This window comes from Acinetobacter sp. 251-1 (assembly GCF_030329305.1).
GTDB lineage: Bacteria > Pseudomonadota > Gammaproteobacteria > Pseudomonadales > Moraxellaceae > Acinetobacter > Acinetobacter piscicola_A.
The window spans coordinates 22599-40446 of record NZ_JACANS010000001.1 but is presented as its reverse complement, the minus strand read 5'-3'; the positions used below and the strand labels follow the sequence as shown (position 1 = coordinate 40446).

The following is a 17848-nucleotide window of genomic DNA, read 5'->3' as shown; positions in this document are numbered from 1 at the left end:
AAATCAGTGTTAACATGATATTAAACATATCGCATTCAGCAAGATCTAGGAATTTATTTTGTGTTTACGATAACAATGCTTATTATATGAAATACCAACAGAGACTAAATATATGTAATATGGTACTAATCTGTTAAATTGTAACTAAAGCTGAACAAAACTCCTGGCGTTTTTTAGGTTTATTTGTTGAATTGCATTACAATATTGAAAATACTTTCACATCAATGAATTAAAAAATTTTGAAGAGGAGCGAAAAAGTGCGCCGCACCTTTACATGGCTACCTTGGGTGTTACTCATCCTCGTAATTATTAGTTTTGTCGTATGGCAAAAATTACAACAACCAAAAGCACCCATTGCAGCAGATGGTGTAAAAATGCCAGCTGAAAAGGTTGAGCCATTAGTCAATACGTCACGTACAGGTGGTGTGGTTTCTTATAATGCTGCGGTCAAAGTTGCAGCGCCAGCTGTGGTCAATATTTTTACAACGCAAAAAGTAAAACAGAATCATCCATTATTGAATGATCCAGCATTCCGTGAGTTTTTTGGTAATCAAATTCCTGAACAAAATCAAGGACAAAATGAAAATAGCCTAGGTTCAGGTGTGATCGTTCGCCCTGATGGTTATATTTTGACGAACAATCATGTGATCGAACAGGCTGACCAAATTGTGGTTGCATTACAAGATGGACGCCGTGCAGAAGCCAAAGTCATTGGTACAGATCCAGATACTGATTTGGCTGTGATTAAAATCGAATTAGAAAATTTGCCAGTATTGCCATTTAAACTCAGTGGTAATGAAGTCGGTGATGTTGTTCTTGCGATAGGTAATCCTTTTGGCGTTGGGCAAACTGTTACACAAGGCATTATCTCGGCGACAGGTCGTTCTGACTTAGGGATTAATACTTACGAAGACTTTATTCAAACAGATGCTGCAATTAATCCCGGTAATTCTGGTGGAGCATTAATTGATGTTTCAGGTAATTTAATCGGGGTGAATACCGCTATTTTTTCACAGTCGGGTGGTTCATTGGGAATTGGTTTTGCTATCCCTGCAAAAATTTGCCAACAGATTTTAAACTCAATTTTGAAAGATGGTCGTGTCATTCGTGGGTGGTTGGGAATTAGCTTAGTTCCACCAACACAGGCTGATGTATTAGCGCCACGTCAAACAGGCGTTGTAGTGGCTGATGTGTTGAAGAATGGTCCTGCTGCAAATGCAGGTTTAAAAATTGGTGACCGTATTGTTAAAGTCAATGATGAGGAAATTACATCAACATCACATTTAATTAATTATGTAGCTTTGCAAGCACCTAATTCTGAAATTAAAGTTGAAGTGATTCGTGGACAAGAAACATTAGACCTGAATGTAAAAGTAGGCGAGCGTCAATTCCAACAAAATGATTCCCAGTTTATCCCTTTACCAAAACGTTAGTTCAAAAATATTAAAGCCCTGAAAGTTCAGGGCTTTTTACTGCATTTAATTGGTACTGTTAAAAAGTGATTAACCGATCAGGACATATTGAGTTCATAAATTTAACTGTACTTTCGCATTATTTTTTATTTCAAATGGCAATAAACATGTCGCGTTTATTTAGATTGTGTAATATCAAACTGTTGTTGTGCAATAAGAACATGTTGCACATTTTCTTCTGCCCAAGTTTTAAATGAAAGAGCAGTTTGAGTAAATTCAATCCCTAAGTTTGTCAGTGCATATTCAACACGGATGATATTGTTTTCGTGAATAGTTCTTGAAATAAAACCATCTCTTTCCAAAATTTTTAACTTTTGAGAAAGTACTTTAGGAGAAATACCTTCAAGACTCTTTTTTAATTCATTGAAGTGTAGAGCGTTTTGATATAAACGATAAATAATGAGCAATACCCATTTATCTGCAAATTTTTCAAAAAAAGCACGAGCAGGGCAAAGCGGTTGAAAAACATCGAAATTACAATGATTTGTCATGTTAAATCGCCTTTTATTCACAATTATTGACAAATAATTTTGCTTAAAATGACCAGTTACCTAGTGGTAACTAATTGATACTAGATTTCAAAAGTATATCATAAATCCATCACATGAATATGTGTTCAATGAAGACAATAAGATTTAACAAATTAAATTTTTAGTTAGATTAAAGGTCAATGTTGAATAACACGAAACTTTCAAAACATTAATAAGAGGTTTTTTATGTCTAGAATAGCTGTGGTTTATTATTCTGGTTATGGTCATACCAAAGTGATTGCTGAAACTTTTGCGAAAGAAGTTGATGCAACCTTAGTTGCTGTTAATCAGGAAGGGGATGTTACTGAAGCTGATTGGGCAGTGCTAGATGCAGCAGATGCAATTGTATTTGGTGCACCGACTTACATGGGTGGCGTACCTTGGCAATTTAAAAAATTTGCGGATGCATCATCTAAACGTTGGTTTACAAGCGTTTGGAAAGATAAAGTTTTTGGCGGTTTTACCAACAGTGCAAGTTTTAATGGGGACAAGCAAGTCACTTTGATTTATTTACAAACACTCGCTTCTCAACATGGTGGAATCTGGGTAAGTTTAGGATTATTACCTGCAAATACCAAAGCAGCGACTCGACAAGACGTAAATAATTTAGGTGGTTCAGTCGGCTTATTGGTGCAATCACCTGCAGATGCAAGCGTGGATGAAATTCCAAGTGGTGATTTAGAGACTGCTAAAGTATATGCAAAACGTATTCAACAGATTACAGATAAATTTGTAGCTTGATCACTTTGATTTTTGACAAAACAAAAGGCGCATCATGCGCCTTTTGTTATGGATGAACAGTCAATTTAAAATTATTCGTGTTCATTATGTTGTGGTGCAGGGTAGCGGAAACCTTTGGTTTTATAACCTAAATACAAGATACCGAACATTGCCCACCATAAACCAAATTTTAATGCAGTTTCTTCGATTTCGAGCCACATTGCAAAGATACTGATAAAACCTAAAAGTGGAATAATCACAAAACTAAGAATATCTTTGAATGATTTGGTACGACCGTCACGTAGTGCATAACGAGAAATGACAGATAAGTTCACGAAGGTAAATGCAGTTAAAGCACCGAAGCTGATCATTGAAATGACAATATCAAGATCCATGAAGCCTGCAGTTAATGCAACAGCACCAACAATTAAAATATTGTATGACGGTGTAAAATTTTTTGGACTGATATGACCAAAGATTTTTTTGTTAATCACGCCATCACGGCCCATCACATACATTAAACGTGATACACCCGCATGTGCTGAGATCCCTGAAGCCATAACCGTGACAATTGCAAAATACAGAACGACTGTTTTAAACGCGACGCCACCAACAGCTTGTAAAATATCAGGCTGAGTTGCGGCAACATCTTCGAAGTATGTTTTCGGGTCGTTCGGGAAATAAATTTGCATAAAGTACGTACTGATAATGAAAATAACTCCAGCAAATAGTGCAGTCATAAAGATCGCACGTGGCAAAGTTTTTTCAGTATCTTTGGTTTCTTCTGCAAGTGAACTGAGAGAGTCAAAACCTGTAAAAGAGAAGCACAGTAAAGTTGCGCCCGTAATGAGTGCACCAAGACTAGTTAACTCATTCCAAAATGGTTCTAAGCTCCACAACTGATATTTTGCATTGACCAATGTACCATCCGCATTGACACCACTTTCAAGTAGTTGATAAACCATCCACGTAAAGTACGCAATCACGCCTAATTGTACAAATACAATCAAACTGTTGAAGTTAGCAACAAATTTAGCACCACGTAAATTGACGGCAGTCATCGCAGCAGTTAATCCGATAACCCACACCCAGTGATTCACTTCAGGAAATAACGCTTCCAAATAAATCACGGCAAGAATGATGTTCACCATTGGCGAGAGTAAATAATCTAACCAAGATGACCAACCGACCATAAAGCCGACGTTTGGATGAATCGATTTTTGCGCATAGGTATAAGCAGAACCCGAAGATGGATATCGACGGATCATGTGACCATAACTAATGGAAGTAAATAAAATTGCAATTAAAGCAATGATATATGAAGTGGGAACATGAAAGTGACTTTCTTCTGATACTAAACCAAATGTATCAAAAAGTGTCATTGGTTGAATGTAAGCCAAACCAATAATAATGATGTGCCAGAAGCCCAGCGTTTTTTGCAGTTTAGCTGCCGATTGAGTCCCAGAGTTAATTGTCAACGGCGTTATCCTCTTATCGTTGATCAAGGATCAGTCATATATCTAAGGATCGTTTGAGACGAACGATCCCCCCTACAAATAAAACAAAAGTGCGCCAATCTACTCCAATTGCAAACTTTTGTCAGTAACTTTAAGCATGTTTTTAGCAGAAAATATGCCAATTTGTATGAAAAATAAGCTAAATTTATGCACGACAAATGAAAAGCCCAATGTTCGAAAACATTAGGCTTATTTCAATGGTATATTGGCTTATTTTTCAACAATTACCAAGCTTTTTCTAAAATAGATTTCAAATCTTTAAATGTTGCTTCTTTCGGGTTGTAAATGATAGAACCATCATTAAGTGCTTTATCTGCTACTTCATCCAATTGCTCTTTGGAGACTTTACCTGTTTCACTCAAAGTGCGTGGTAATTTGGTCAAAGTATAGATACGATCACGCATCGTATTTAACACAGCAATCGCTTTTTCAGCACGTTGATTAGCAGGGGTTTGTGCATAAATATCTGCACCTGCAAGCGGTAATAATAAATCAGCGATTTTATCGCCATTTACTTCTTTATTATATTCAAGTACATAAGGTAAAAACAGGTTCATGCATAAACCATGCGGCAGATGTGCAACCGCACCAAGCGCATGACCTAATGAATGCACTAAGCCAACCATTGAGTTTGAAAATGCAATGCCTGCCATCGTTGATGCCTGTGCAAGTTCTAAACGACCTTCTGCATCACTTGGGTTGTCTAAGACATTAAATAAGTTTGCACTGACTTTTTTAATTGCAGCAGTCGCATATGCATCTGAAATCGGATTTGCTGCCATACAGGTATATGCTTCAACAGCATGCGTCATGGCATCCATTGCGGTCATCGCTGTTAAATGCGGTGGCAAGGTCTGAGTCATGCGGGGGTCTAAAATTGCAGCATGTGGCATTAAATAGTTTGATGCAAATGCCATTTTGACATGTTTTTGATTGTCAGAAACGACAGCAACCATCGTGACTTCAGAACCCGTACCTGAGGTGGTTGGAATCACAAAAAAAGGTTTCAGTGGTCGTGGTAGATTATGCGCACCTGAATATTTAGTCAGGTCATCACCACCTTCAGTCACCAAAATATTAGATGCTTTAGCCGTGTCAATCACTGAACCGCCACCCACAGCAATAATCGCATCACAATTGTGCGTACGATATGCTTGTGCAACTGCACGCACCGTTTCTAAGCTTGAATCTGGTGGGACATCATCAAAAATAAAGCCAATTTCGACATCTGTAGAGATAAATGCTGCTTCAATTGGTTCAAGTAGCTTATTGGTACGTACCCCTTTATCTGTAATGATCATTGGACGTTTTGCGCCAAGTGATGATAATTCATAAGGAATATGTTCAAGTGCAGCATGACCAGCAATGACTTTTACAGGACAAAAAAATTCGTAATACGGTTTAGCAGCCATGTGTTATGCACTCCTTTTTAAATAAGATTGGGCAACTTTAAGGTAAATATTTGCTGCGCCAGATAATTTTTCTTTTAAGCTTAATTCATGTGGGTATTCTTTGACTGCAAGTTCTGCCACCAATTTTGGTAAAATTAAGGCTTCCATTTTATTTAAACAACGGACTAAACGAATTGCATATGACAAATCACCATCTGCAATCATACGGTCATTAGCAAAAGCCTGGGCAGTACTTTCCTGAAATGAAAATACCAAAAATGCATGATGCAGATGTTTAAACGTAATGGTTAGATCAGGTTTACCTTGCAAAGACGTAACGAGTTCTAAATTATGCTGTGCATTGACTTTGGCAATAAAAGCAGCTCCATTAGGGAACACTTTCATTGAAAGTACAAAATCGACAGGGAACTTAGATACTTCATGTCTAATTTCATCATCGACTTGACTCGCCATGACCAAACCTCTGCCAATCACATCCATCATGAGCTTGACATAGGCTTGTTCTAAAGCGGGTTTTACAGATTTACTTGAAATCACTCGCTTATCCCTTCATTTGAGTTAGTATTATATTTTAGAGTAATTACTCTAATTTGTTTTAAGTGAAAAGGGAAGTGCTTTATTGTGAAATGACTTTAACGTCATTAAAAAAGCCACTTTCTTTTAAATAAGTACTAACATCTTCTGCTAGTTGTTTGAATTTTGGATAATTTTCTACAAGGTCACAGATGCGAACCATTTCTAAACCAGCATAACCGCAAGGGTTAATGGTATGAAAACCATCAAGATTGCAGTCGATATTGAGTGCTAAACCATGATAACTGCGACCTTTACGTATTTTAAAGCCTAAAGAGCCAATTTTTCGCTCATTCACATATACACCGGGTGCATCGGGTTTTGCATAGGCTTCGATATTGTATTTTTTGAGCAGATCAATCATCAAATTTTCTGCATAGCTTACCAAAGTGCGAACATTCCATTTTAAGCGATTTAGATCAAACATAAAATAGATCACCATTTGACCTGGACCATGCCAAGTGACTTGACCGCCACGATCTGATTGCACTACAGGAATATCTGTATGCACAAGAATATGTTCTGGTTTTCCAGCTTGTCCCTGAGTTAAAACATCAGGATGCTGTAAAATCCACAATTCATCAGGTGTATTTTCATCACGTTGTTCGGTGAGGGCTTTCATTTCCTGAAAGCGTGTTGCATAGTCTGTGAGTTGTTTAAATTCACGAATGATTAAATTTGGTAAACCATCAGATAGATTCATAACACGTGTCGATAAGAAACTTTAATTTTCTCTTATATTAGAATGTTTCGCAGGCTTTAAGTATTATTTATTACAAATTAATCATTGATGGTACATAAATATTCAAAATAATTATTTGATTTTCATGATTCGTAAGATGAAGACAGTATGATCCAGCATTTTTAAAGTAAACATTCTATTCTAAAGTATGTAGACTTGAATTTTTTATGCAAGAAGGCAATATCACGGGATAAGCCGTAAAGGCTCATTTTAAAACGTTAATTTAAAATTGACTAAGAAAAATTAAAATAACAGTATCTTAACAGGATAGGTACAGTCAGTTGTTTAAAAATATGATGAAAAAAATCAGAGTACTCAGACTCTGATTTTTCCGTTTCTAATTGAATGCTTACAGTGCAGTTTTAATTAATGAGCAAGCTGCTAAATCTGCATAGAGTTGATGGACTTGTTCGAGTTCATCAAAGCGTAATTGTGCGGTAATTGAATGATATTTACCTGTACGTGATGGTTGTACTTTTAAAGTGGCTTCATCAAATTCAGGGAAATGTTTAACTAAAATTTCAACAACAGCACCACGCAATTCTTCGCCAGCATCACCAATCAATTTGATTGGATAATCCATTGGAAATACCCAAAGATCTTCACGAAGTTCGCGAGAAGGTGTACGGTCTAACATTGACATGAGTGTCCCCTAATTTCAAACGCCTGCAAGAGAGCAGGCGTTGTGTTGCAATTAACTACTTAATGGAGGTGAATAATAAATTTTCAAGTCTCCATAAAGAGTAGTAGATTTTAGTCATTTTCAAGGAATGAACGTAAATGTTCCGAACGAGAAGGGTGACGTAATTTACGTAACGCTTTCGCTTCAATCTGACGAATACGCTCACGTGTAACGTCAAACTGTTTACCCACTTCTTCCAAGGTATGGTCAGTTGGCATGTCGATACCAAAACGCATTTTCAAGACTTTCGCTTCACGTTCAGTTAAGTTTTCAAGTACTTCACGAGTCGCTTCTTTCAGACCTTCTGAAGTTGCGGCATCAACAGGTGAGGTGATGTTGCCATCTTCAATAAAATCACCCAAATGCGAATCTTCATCATCACCGATTGGGGTTTCCATTGAAATTGGTTCTTTCGCAATTTTCAACACTTTACGAACTTTAACTTCGTCCATTTCTAGACGTTCGCCCAATTCTTCAGGTGTTGGTTCACGTCCCATTTCTTGCAGTAATTGACGAGATACACGGTTGATCTTGTTAATGGTTTCAATCATATGCACAGGAATACGGATCGTACGTGCTTGATCGGCAATCGAACGGGTAATCGCTTGACGAATCCACCAAGTTGCATAAGTCGAAAATTTATAACCACGGCGATATTCAAACTTGTCTACCGCTTTCATCAAGCCAATGTTACCTTCTTGAATCAAGTCAAGGAATTGTAAGCCACGGTTGGTGTATTTTTTCGCAATTGAAATAACCAAACGTAAGTTGGCTTCAACCATTTCTTTTTTCGCACGACGCGCTTTGGCTTCACCAATTGCCATACGTTTAGAAATGTCTTTGATGCCTTTAACATCTAAACCTAAGTCGTTTTCGATGTCTGCAATCTTTTGTTGGAATGCCAATACATCAGGACGAACTTTTTCTAAATAATTTTTAAGTTCAGCAGGTGCTTTAGCAATTTGCTCATCTAACCAAGCAAAGTTTGACTCTTGACCTGGGAAAGAGGTACGGAATTGCGTACGATCCATACGACCACGACGTACTGCATAACGCATAATTTCACGTTCAGAGGTACGAATTTGTTCATGTGTACCACGAATCATTTCAGAAATGATGTCAAATAAACGTGGTGTAAATTTAAACATCATAAATACAGTTGCAAGAGCTTCCATTGCTTCTTTACTTTCAGCACTGTTACGTCCTGATTTTGCAATAGATTCTTTTGCAGTATTCCAGACAGCTTGTAATTCTTCAAAACGCGCTTTGGCAATTTCAGGGTCAGGGCCAGATTCGCCTTCAGAATCGTCATCACCTTCGGCTTCTTCTTCCTCGTCGTCGTCATCCAACTTTACATCTTTGGTTGGTTTGCTAGAAGATTCTTCTTCGTCATCAAGATCTTCAGCTTCATCTTCCAAAACTTCAGGAATTTCTTCGTCAGTTTCAGGGTCAAGATAACCTGATAAAATGTCCGCTAAACGGCGTTCACCCGCTTCATAATCTTTGTATTCTTGTAAAACCACTTCCACAGCATTTGGCCAATACGCAATTGAATGTAGAACATCACGGATGCCTTCTTCGATACGTTTTGCAATGCTGATTTCGCCTTCACGGGTCAAAAGTTCAACGGTACCCATTTCACGCATATACATACGGACAGGGTCAGTGGTACGACCAGGTTCATTTTCTACAGAAGCAAGAACAGCGGCTGCTTCTTCTTCAGCCACTTCATCTGCTGCTTCGCTGTTGCCTTCGAACATGGCATCGTCAGTTTCAGGTGCACGTTCATGCACAGGGATACCGACGTCTTGAAGCATTTGGATAATGTCTTCAATCTGTTCGCTTTCGGTAATTGAGTCTGGGAGATGATCGTTAACCTCAGCATAGGTTAAGTAACCTTGTTCTTTGCCTCGGCTAATCAGAGCCGCTACTTGTGAAGTAGGGGAATGCATGTCGCTCATCTTTACTCTCTTCTCGTTGAAATCTGTGGTAGTGAAAACTGTATTCAGCACAGTCCATAACCATTTTTATGGCAATAATTTGGGTATTTCATCAGAATAAATAGGCTCTGATAAAATCAGTAAAATTGGTTTCTGTGACTTAAAATGGGGATGAATTTGTTGTTTTCAAGTTCAACCCTACAACGTATCTTCTATCTACAAGTGCTCAAAATGAGTCATCAAATAGAAGGACGTAGGGTGGATTATACCATGCCATAAATTTCGGCACAAAAAAAGCCCAAATTGGCCTAAAAATGTAAAAAAAATAAATAAAACTTGACAAGATTTCATAACAAAGATAAATAGCGCCTAGACCCATTCACATTTTTTCATTATGAGGTAGTTTTAGTGTCTTCTACAGATTTTGAACTAGATGATAACTACGGTGATGATGATGTTAGTTTTGATGAGTCATCAAGCAAAATTAGCGCCAAAGAATCATTAGAAAAACGTCGTTTAATCGATGATTTACTTGCTCAACGCCGTTTAGATCGCGAATTAAAAGATTTTGATTATGATTTTGATGACGACGACGATTTTGATGATGACGATGCTTAAAACAGATTGGGCATAGCGCTAAAAAATGCTATGCTTTTACACTGATTCAAATCAATTGGAAACAAGATGAGTGCTTTAGATTTAGACCTGTTAAGTGACTATTTAGATGGCGACCAAAACGAGTACGGTCTAGATTTCGCAGCGACTCATGGTTTTTTATGTGCAATTGCGGTTGGTCCACAATTTGATCGTTGGTTAGACGAGCTGTTTGAAGGAAACCAAAGCAAAGCACCAAAAGAAATCATTGCGCAAATTAAGACATGGTTAGATGATATTCGTCAAAAATTATCTAATGAAGAAGGAGTGGAATTTCCTTTTGAAATTGAAGAAGCAGATGTTGAGTCAAGCTTAGGTGATTGGTCTGTGGGTTTTGTCGATGCAATGTTCCTCAATGAAGAAGCATGGTTTAGCCCTGAGTATGAAGAGCAAGTGGTTGATTTAACCCTGCCGATGATGGTCTTTAGTGGTGTGGATGATGAAGACCCGCAAATGGAATCTTTCCGTCGCAATGGTCAGCTCATGGATGAAATTGCAGAAGAAATTCCTGATAATTTAAATGAAATTTATTTGATGTTCCATTCAGATCAATAAGTTTAAGTTTGATGAGAAAGCACCTTTAATCGGTGCTTTTTTATTGTTTGGTGTATTGTTTAGTTTTAAGGGTTAATTGAAATATATGTTATGAGAATAAGTTTTTTATTCTTTTTTGATTGCAAATAACTTTTAGTGAGTCGTCTTTAAAAATAATTTTGCCGAAATGGTATACACTGTAAAAAATACCGCAGCATGTACTGCCACCATACAGAGCATAATAACAGCAGAGAGTGCTAGACCTGCTTGATCTGCAGATTTTAAAATTTGTTCTGCTTGAGGGTTCATTAAGACTAAAAAGAACGTGAAAAAACTACCAATGACAATTGCAACCGCACTAAGTCCCCAAATCAGTTGGATTTTTTCATCAGATGAAGCTAAGCGTTGTTCACGTTTAAAATAATAATGTGCATTGATGAATGCTGCTATGACCAAGGTTGGAAAGAGAGAAATATAGCCGAGTGGGAAAATAAAAATAAGAATCAACATTAATACAATTAATGCAACAGCATAGACTTTGGCAAAATGAAGATAATAATGCTGCATTCTTATTCCTAAATATAAATCAAAGCAATAGCTTACAGTGTAACAGTTTTAAATTGGATTTATCTTTGAGATTGATGTCGAGTCTTACGTTGATGTCTACGATAGAGGATCCAAAGGATGACGACAATCACGATTGCCATAATAAAATAGCTCACTTGATGAAAGATTTGCTGCATCAAGGCTTGATTTTCACCGAAATAAAAACCGACACAAGCTAAAAAGGTTGTCCAAATCACGGTTCCTAATCCGCTATACAGCATAAATTTCCAAAATGGCATGCCACTCATACCCGCAGGGATGCTGATCAGTGAACGTACCGCAGGAATCATACGACCAAAAAATACAATACGATGTCCATATTGTTCAAACCAATCCAAAGATTTTTCCACATCGGTTGACTTAATAAAAAGATATTTGCCGTAACGATCGACCCATTTAAATAAGGTTTGTTGTGAGATTTTGTGTCCGAGCCAGTACAGCAATGCAGCAGCAAGTAAAGAGCCAAGACTTCCTGCAATGATTACGCCTGTCAGAATCAGTTTGCCTTGAGAGGCAGCGAGTCCTGCAGAAGGCATAATAATTTCAGATGGAATAGGTGGGAAAACATTGTCTAAAAACATAAGTAGAGCAATGCCGAAATAGCTCAATTGCTCCATGATGGAAATAATCCATTCAGTCATTTTATCGCATCACTAACGAAGTGGATATTTTATAGTATTGCGTGTAATTCACTTCGTAAAGTGATGCGGCGTATATCTTTGTAAAGTGTTATATCTTAAAAATTAGTCTTGGTAATGAATCAGTGTGTGAATATAAATTTTACGTAAACAGTAGGTGAGTGCAACAGGAAAACTCATTAATAAAAAGAGATTTATCCAAGTTGTATTTAGATGATAGCCGATAAACAATGACAGTATTGCTCCGATCATCATACCTAAGCAAATAATAAATAGATGTGACTCTTGTTCAAGTTCAGTTTTTATGTTTTGGCTCGTAATTATGGGAACAGTCTGTGAATAAGGGTAATGTATGCGATGAGATGGAAGGTAAGCGTTTTTATTCATCATATGAATTTCCTTATCATTTGTAATACAGCTTTTCAGTATCTACTTAATCACTTTTAAACAATGGATTGAATAAATTTGATATTAGCAATCAATTTTGTAATCTGCTCTCCTGAAGCACATATTTCATGTATGAATACTTTATGCGTTCTATAAAATGTGTCATGTAAATGTAAAAAAACCGCATTAAATATGCGGTTTTTTTACAAATTGGATAAAAATCTTAGATTATAAGCGTTTACGTTTTGCTGCCACGATTTGTGATTGGCGCATACGGAAACCTTCTTTTTGTTTTTCAGAAGTTTTGTCAATACAGTACACACAAGATACGCCGTGTTCATAACTTGGTAAAGCAACTTCTTCTGGGGTTAACGGCCAACCGCAAGCATGACATTTAATATTGGTGCCTTCTTCAACGCCATGTGTAACTGCAGTACGACCATCAAAAACGAAGCATTCACCTTCCCACATACTTTCTTCAGCAGGGGTTTCTTCTAGGTATTTTAAAATACCACCTTTAAGATGATAAACCTCGTTGAAACCTTCTTGAAGCAATAGAGAAGTTGATTTTTCACAGCGAATACCACCTGTACAGAACATGGCAATTTTTTTATCTTTGTGTTGCGCTAATTCTTTTTTAACGTAGTCAGGAAATTCACGGAAAGTTTCAGTTTTAGGATCAACTGCACCTTTGAATGTGCCTGCCTTATATTCATAGTCATTACGTGTATCAACTAAGATCACATCATCACGTGCAATGAGTTCATTCCACTCTTTTGGATCGAGATAATGTCCAACCAAGTCACGTGGTTTCACTTCTACGCCCAAAGTTACGATTTCTTTTTTGAGTTTAATTTTCATTTTACGGAATGGTTTATCATCACTATGAGATTCTTTGTATTCCATAGCATTAAAACCATTGTCTAAAAGAAATTGATGAATAACATCAATTGCTTGACGATCACCTGCAACAGTACCGTTGATTCCTTCACCTGCAACAATTAGAGTACCGCATAAGTTGATGGTTTTTACCAAGTCTAAAAGACGTTGTTGAAGATCGGCAGGATCTTGAACTTCTTTGAATTGATAAAGTGCTGCAACAACCCAACCAGTGGTCGCTTGCTGTTCTACAGGTGCAAGCTGTTCTACAGTAGCGTTCATGGAATACTCCAAATGTATTAAGATATGAAAAAATTTAGGTGCGTATTCTAGCCTGAATTTTGAAAATTTGCGAGAAAGCCATAGCAAAAATATGGTTTTAAATGAGGAAAATATTTTGAGTAATAAAAGTCGAATCCCAACATTAACCCCGTGTGCAGGACGCTGTTCAACGGTTTTTGGTGATTCGGTTTGTCGTGGTTGTCGCCGTTTTAATCATGAAGTGATCCAATGGAATACCTATACCGCAGAACAGCGTTTGGCTGTTTGGAAGCGTTTGGATGCACAACTTGATCAAATTTTAGTCCCGATGTTGCCTTTTGCTCAGCTACAACATGTTGAAGGTTTTATTTTAAGTAAACGTGTCCGTGTGTTAGATGGAGCTTCAAAAGGGCGTAAACTTTACCATGCATTAAAAATTTGTGAAAAAAATCGTTCACTTGCAGATGAAAGTGGCTTAGGTATTGGGGCTAAACAAGTCAAACCTTTATGGGATGAGTTTGAACGCCGTGTTTTGGCATTGGCAACGGCGAGTTATGATTTGGCATGGTTGCGTGCAGATGGTATTCGCCATAATTTATTGAAAATCATGGAAGAGGATGAAGAATTACATTCTTTATAATTTAATGAATCATCAGTTATTATTTGGATAAGTCTTGGATTTTTCAGCCTATATTTTGTATTGTATCGCTGTGGTGATCATGATTGCAACGCCTGGACCTGTGATGCTTTTGGTGGCAAGTGCAGGTTTAAAAGGTGGGTATTAAAAAGCATTACATACGATTGTGGGAACAAATTCAGCTTCTTTGTTACTTATCGCAATTTCTGTTTTGATTTTAAAAGGCTTTTTTAATATTGCCAGTCATTGGTTTAATTTGATCAAAATTTTGGGTTGCTTATATATTGCTTATTTGGGCATACAAATCGTACGAGAGGTATTAAGCCAAAGCCAGCAAGACCAAGAGATTTCGCGCCAAGTACAAGGGGGTTTTCAACAAGGTTTTCTTGTGGGAATTTCCAATCCTAAAGATATTATTTTCTTTGCATCTTTTTTCCCTCAATTTACGCATGTGACATCCACCTTAGATCAGAGCTTAGTTGTGTTGACTTTAACGTGGATTATCTTAGATTTTGCGACTTTATCGGTGGTTTATTTAGGTTTTAATGCATTATCTAAGTCTAAGCTTTACTCTAAAATTTTACTGGGCTGTGGTGCAATTTTGATTGCAGTTGCGTTATATGGCATTTATTCAATTTGGTTTTGAAGTAAATAAATAAAAAGCATTAAAAATTAATCATCAAAATAGCTAAATAGGCTGCGTATATAGCTGAATAAGCCAATGATATCCATAAATAAATCAAATGCTCCGAAACGTGCATCATAACCAAATTGTTCAGCGCGAATTAGAATTTGACTGGTGTCATATAAGATCCATCCAATAAAGACTGCTGAGCCAAAGAATCCTAAAAATAAAGATAAGATGCTGATATGGAAAAATAACGTTAAGATTCCCCCAACCAGTAAAATCCAAAAACCAATATTCAGACTCGCTGCCAAAAATGAGAAATCACGTTTGCTAAAAAATACATAAGTACTGACACCTGCAAAAATTGCTAATGTCGTTAACGCAGCACTTAAAAATAAATTTGGGCTATATAAATGGGCAATTTGTCCCATTGCTAAACCTGTAATGACTAGAAATATGGGAAATACTGCTTTGATTGGATTTCGCCAACCAAACCAGCCGCATGCAACCCAAATTAAAAAGTCGAGTATCATGACAGGAAACTGAAGCATCGGCGGTAAAACATGATATGAAAAAATGCCAATGATGGTCATGATGAGTAATGAGCCAAATAAAATCGTATAGGTACGTTGTATGAAGACAAGTTGATTTTGATCCAATTCAGAAAGGCTACTTAACATATTTATTATCCTATTATTTATATTGTTTAAATAAGCTTAATATTTTTTTAGAATTATGCTTAAATTTTAACAATTATACTAACTAAAAAAGAGTATAAAAAATAATGGCTTATTGATTTTTTATTTAATTTTCTTATTTTATATACTGAATTAAAAAAGCATGAGAATGCTAATCAAATTCTCATGCTTAAACTGGCTTAATATGAATTTTAGATTTTATGGTCTAAATTAAACACCATGCGCTAAACGATATTGTGCAATTTCATCAATGGTAATGAGTGTTAAATGATGGGTTTGTGCATATGCTAAAACTTGGATACCTGAAGCCATCGTACCATCAGGATTGGTGACTTCACACAATACGCCCGCAGGTTTTAAGCCTGCCATACGTGCTAAATCAATAGAACCTTCTGTATGTCCACGACGTGTAAGCACACCACCATCACGACCACGTAAAGGAAACACATGTCCGGGACGATTTAAATCACTGGCTACAGCACCATCTTTGATAGCGGCTTGAATGGTTGTTACGCGATCTTTGGCTGAAACGCCTGTAGTCACGCCTTCAGCTGCCTCAATGGTGACTGTAAATGCAGTTTTAAAATGACTTGAATTGTCCTGAACCATAGGGGCTAATGCTAAATGGTCGGCAAGTTCAGAAGTGAGTGTCAGACAGACAATCCCAGAACCATCACGGATCATACGTGCCATGGTTTCAACATTTAATGTTTCGGCTGCAACAATCAAATCTGCTTCATTTTCACGATCAAAATCGTCCATGACCAAGACAGGTTTGCCTTGACGCATATCTTCTAAAGCTTGTTCTATACGTTGCTCAGCAGGAGAAAGTGCTGAAAAGAAAATTTCGGGTTGGATTAAACTAGACATTGAAACGCTCTCGTAAAAATAAAATACGGTTGAACATTTCAGGACATGTGAAAATAGTGGCGTTACAAAACAGATCTGAGTGAATCGAATCTGTTCAAAAGTGACGTCGTCTTCTTTCATCCGGACTATACCGTCGGCTTTGGCTTTGACCAAATCTGCCTATCATTTTATGAGAAATAATAGGCTCGTGGGCTGAATAAATACGTTCTAAAGAACATATTTAAATTACCACCGGTGGGGAATTGCACCCCGCCCTGAAGCGATGTGTACTGATTATAGTGCATTTTTATAAGAAAAAACGGATTTTCTATAGAACGATGCGTACTATATTTATGATAAAAATAGCTTAACTTTTTAAAAAAATATTATGTGAATATCTTAGTAATTGTATGCTCATAAAAGGCTGGAAAATGATAATTTTAACCATTGATACAATTAACTCTTCATTATTTAATGTTTTTATATTTTATTTTGAAATTTTAAATCAATGATGCTATCGATTTAGAAGGTTAAGTATTGAATATTATTAAAAATAAATATGTGTCTTAGCAACTGATTAAGATCGATATTCTTTATAACTTTAAAATAAGAGGTTTCTGTGAAAAAAGTATTATTTGGTCTATGTATTTTTTCTTTGTCGACAACGATGCTCTATGCAGGTCAAGGAAATGACTGGGGATATGATACAAACAATGCACCTGAAAAATGGGCGAGTTTAAGTGAAAAGTATCATGCTTGTTCAGGTTTAAATCAGTCGCCAATTGATATTAAAAATACCACATCAGCTAAACTTGAACCTTTAACTTTTAACTACACGACAAGTGCAAAATCGATCGTAAATAATGGACATACTGTTCAGGTCGATTTTAATGCAGGAAATAGTTTGACTTTAGATGGTCAAGAATTTGTTTTAAAACAATTCCATTTACATAGTCCTAGTGAAAATAAAATCAATGGTGTGAGTTATCCAATGGAAATGCATTTGGTTCATGCCAGTGCACAGGGTGAGCTAGCAGTGGTTGCAGTGATGTATCAAAAAGGGCAAGAGAATGCAAGTTTAGCGCACACGTGGAAAAATTTACCGAAGCAAGCAGGGCAAATGCTTAACTTAGAAGGAACTGAAACAGCCGCAAGTTTTTTGCCTAAAAAACTAGATTATTACCGTTTTAATGGCTCTTTAACGACACCACCATGTACAGAAGGGGTGCGTTGGATTGTATTAAAAGATATTCAATCTGCATCTGAGGCACAGTTTGACGAATTTAATAAACTGTTAAGCCATCCAAACAATCGTCCTATACAGCCTGTGAATGCACGCGTTGTTTTAGAATAATTTATGTAATATTTCCGCTCATACTTTATGCCTGACAGTAGACATAAAGTTGAGTGGAAGTAATTAAAATTTAAATAAAATTAAGATGTTGATGTGACCGCATTGGTATGAATAATAAAATCTATGTTGCATTCA

General features: G+C 36.7%; 18 protein-coding genes, 1 pseudogene and 1 riboswitch. Of the genes and pseudogenes, 7 read left to right on the top strand and 12 right to left on the bottom strand.

All coding sequences use genetic code 11. The annotated features are described in order from the left end of the window. Positions 1 to 257 precede the first annotated feature (257 nt). Complete coding sequence (locus HX129_RS00195) at positions 258 to 1433, top strand: S1C family serine protease (protein WP_130073006.1); 1176 nt, start codon at positions 258 to 260, stop codon at positions 1431 to 1433. A 155-nt stretch (positions 1434 to 1588) separates the two neighbouring features. On the opposite strand, the gene HX129_RS00190 is transcribed toward HX129_RS00195, so the two are convergent. Next, on the bottom strand, positions 1589 to 1963 hold the full coding sequence (locus tag HX129_RS00190; RefSeq protein WP_130073005.1) for a winged helix-turn-helix transcriptional regulator: 375 nt from the start codon (positions 1961 to 1963) through the stop codon (positions 1589 to 1591). Positions 1964 to 2188: 225 nt separating this feature from the next. Between HX129_RS00190 and HX129_RS00185 the strand changes: the two genes are divergently transcribed. Beyond that, positions 2189 to 2743: a flavodoxin family protein gene (locus tag HX129_RS00185; protein ID WP_130073004.1), complete on the top strand. Its 555-nt coding sequence runs from the start codon at positions 2189 to 2191 to the stop codon at positions 2741 to 2743. A 71-nt stretch (positions 2744 to 2814) separates the two neighbouring features. Here HX129_RS00185 and HX129_RS00180 read toward each other — a convergent pair whose 3' ends face one another. The 6 genes from HX129_RS00180 to rpoD all read right to left on the bottom strand — a co-directional run bounded on the left by HX129_RS00180 (position 2815) and on the right by rpoD (position 9657). Further along, positions 2815 to 4200 (bottom strand): APC family permease, encoded by a 1386-nt coding sequence (locus tag HX129_RS00180; protein ID WP_180046001.1) that lies wholly within the window; start codon positions 4198 to 4200, stop codon positions 2815 to 2817. Positions 4201 to 4463: 263 nt separating this feature from the next. Next, positions 4464 to 5651, bottom strand: a complete 1188-nt coding sequence (locus tag HX129_RS00175) for an iron-containing alcohol dehydrogenase (protein WP_130073002.1) — start codon at positions 5649 to 5651, stop codon at positions 4464 to 4466. 3 nt (positions 5652 to 5654) lie between these two features. Further along, positions 5655 to 6188, bottom strand: a complete 534-nt coding sequence (locus tag HX129_RS00170) for a hypothetical protein (RefSeq protein ID WP_130073001.1) — start codon at positions 6186 to 6188, stop codon at positions 5655 to 5657. A 79-nt stretch (positions 6189 to 6267) separates the two neighbouring features. After that, a complete protein-coding gene (lipB, locus tag HX129_RS00165; protein WP_174493105.1) occupies positions 6268 to 6927 on the bottom strand; it encodes a lipoyl(octanoyl) transferase LipB in 660 nt (219 codons plus the stop codon). Between the two features lie 388 nt (positions 6928 to 7315). Further along, entirely contained in the window at positions 7316 to 7603 is a 288-nt protein-coding gene (locus HX129_RS00160) for a YbeD family protein (RefSeq protein WP_130073053.1), read from the bottom strand. 116 nt (positions 7604 to 7719) lie between these two features. Then, positions 7720 to 9657: an RNA polymerase sigma factor RpoD gene (gene rpoD, locus HX129_RS00155; protein ID WP_257222238.1), complete on the bottom strand. Its 1938-nt coding sequence runs from the start codon at positions 9655 to 9657 to the stop codon at positions 7720 to 7722. Between the two features lie 339 nt (positions 9658 to 9996). Here rpoD and HX129_RS00150 point away from each other — a divergent pair, with 339 nt between their 5' ends. Further along, positions 9997 to 10206: a PA3496 family putative envelope integrity protein gene (locus tag HX129_RS00150; RefSeq protein WP_130072998.1), complete on the top strand. Its 210-nt coding sequence runs from the start codon at positions 9997 to 9999 to the stop codon at positions 10204 to 10206. Positions 10207 to 10272: 66 nt separating this feature from the next. Beyond that, positions 10273 to 10797 (top strand): YecA/YgfB family protein, encoded by a 525-nt coding sequence (locus HX129_RS00145; protein ID WP_130072997.1) that lies wholly within the window; start codon positions 10273 to 10275, stop codon positions 10795 to 10797. Between the two features lie 132 nt (positions 10798 to 10929). Here HX129_RS00145 and HX129_RS00140 read toward each other — a convergent pair whose 3' ends face one another. The 3 genes from HX129_RS00140 to trhO form a co-directional block, all read right to left on the bottom strand. After that, positions 10930 to 11343 (bottom strand): ABZJ_00895 family protein, encoded by a 414-nt coding sequence (locus tag HX129_RS00140; protein ID WP_174493104.1) that lies wholly within the window; start codon positions 11341 to 11343, stop codon positions 10930 to 10932. A 59-nt stretch (positions 11344 to 11402) separates the two neighbouring features. Further along, a complete protein-coding gene (locus HX129_RS00135; protein ID WP_227554774.1) occupies positions 11403 to 12023 on the bottom strand; it encodes a DedA family protein in 621 nt (206 codons plus the stop codon). A 612-nt stretch (positions 12024 to 12635) separates the two neighbouring features. Next, on the bottom strand, positions 12636 to 13568 hold the full coding sequence (gene trhO, locus HX129_RS00130) for an oxygen-dependent tRNA uridine(34) hydroxylase TrhO (protein ID WP_130072995.1): 933 nt from the start codon (positions 13566 to 13568) through the stop codon (positions 12636 to 12638). A 115-nt stretch (positions 13569 to 13683) separates the two neighbouring features. Between trhO and HX129_RS00125 the strand changes: the two genes are divergently transcribed. Then, positions 13684 to 14187, top strand: coding sequence for a DUF1289 domain-containing protein (locus tag HX129_RS00125; RefSeq protein WP_174493102.1), 504 nt, complete (start codon positions 13684 to 13686; stop codon positions 14185 to 14187). A 79-nt stretch (positions 14188 to 14266) separates the two neighbouring features. Then, a pseudogene (locus HX129_RS00120) lies at positions 14267 to 14830 on the top strand (LysE family translocator). Positions 14831 to 14856: 26 nt separating this feature from the next. Here the strand turns inward: HX129_RS00120 and HX129_RS00115 are convergent. Both HX129_RS00115 and ribB read right to left on the bottom strand, forming a co-directional pair. Further along, on the bottom strand, positions 14857 to 15492 hold the full coding sequence (locus HX129_RS00115) for a Bax inhibitor-1/YccA family protein (protein WP_286435845.1): 636 nt from the start codon (positions 15490 to 15492) through the stop codon (positions 14857 to 14859). Positions 15493 to 15720: 228 nt separating this feature from the next. Further along, on the bottom strand, positions 15721 to 16380 hold the full coding sequence (gene ribB / locus HX129_RS00110) for a 3,4-dihydroxy-2-butanone-4-phosphate synthase (RefSeq protein ID WP_130072991.1): 660 nt from the start codon (positions 16378 to 16380) through the stop codon (positions 15721 to 15723). Between the two features lie 104 nt (positions 16381 to 16484). Then, positions 16485 to 16645: riboswitch (FMN riboswitch) on the bottom strand. A 333-nt stretch (positions 16646 to 16978) separates the two neighbouring features. On the opposite strand from ribB, the gene HX129_RS00105 reads away from it, so the two are divergent. Beyond that, complete coding sequence (locus HX129_RS00105) at positions 16979 to 17713, top strand: carbonic anhydrase (RefSeq protein ID WP_502872665.1); 735 nt, start codon at positions 16979 to 16981, stop codon at positions 17711 to 17713. The last annotated feature ends 135 nt before the right edge of the window (positions 17714 to 17848 follow it).

Bases quoted from the DNA above. Each gene is read 5' to 3' on its own strand.
- HX129_RS00190 (WP_130073005.1), bottom strand. From the start codon at position 1,963: ATGACAAATCATTGTAATTTCGATGTTTTTCAACCGCTTTGCCCTGCT.
- HX129_RS00135 (WP_227554774.1), bottom strand. From the start codon at position 12,023: ATGACTGAATGGATTATTTCCATCATGGAGCAATTGAGCTATTTCGGC.
- HX129_RS00185 (WP_130073004.1), top strand. From the start codon at position 2,189: ATGTCTAGAATAGCTGTGGTTTATTATTCTGGTTATGGTCATACCAAA.
- HX129_RS00115 (WP_286435845.1), bottom strand. From the start codon at position 15,492: ATGTTAAGTAGCCTTTCTGAATTGGATCAAAATCAACTTGTCTTCATA.
- HX129_RS00140 (WP_174493104.1), bottom strand. From the start codon at position 11,343: ATGCAGCATTATTATCTTCATTTTGCCAAAGTCTATGCTGTTGCATTA.
- lipB (WP_174493105.1), bottom strand. From the start codon at position 6,927: ATGAATCTATCTGATGGTTTACCAAATTTAATCATTCGTGAATTTAAA.
- HX129_RS00145 (WP_130072997.1), top strand. From the start codon at position 10,273: ATGAGTGCTTTAGATTTAGACCTGTTAAGTGACTATTTAGATGGCGAC.
- ribB (WP_130072991.1), bottom strand. From the start codon at position 16,380: ATGTCTAGTTTAATCCAACCCGAAATTTTCTTTTCAGCACTTTCTCCT.
- HX129_RS00160 (WP_130073053.1), bottom strand. From the start codon at position 7,603: ATGTTAGACCGTACACCTTCTCGCGAACTTCGTGAAGATCTTTGGGTA.
- trhO (WP_130072995.1), bottom strand. From the start codon at position 13,568: ATGAACGCTACTGTAGAACAGCTTGCACCTGTAGAACAGCAAGCGACC.
- HX129_RS00175 (WP_130073002.1), bottom strand. From the start codon at position 5,651: ATGGCTGCTAAACCGTATTACGAATTTTTTTGTCCTGTAAAAGTCATT.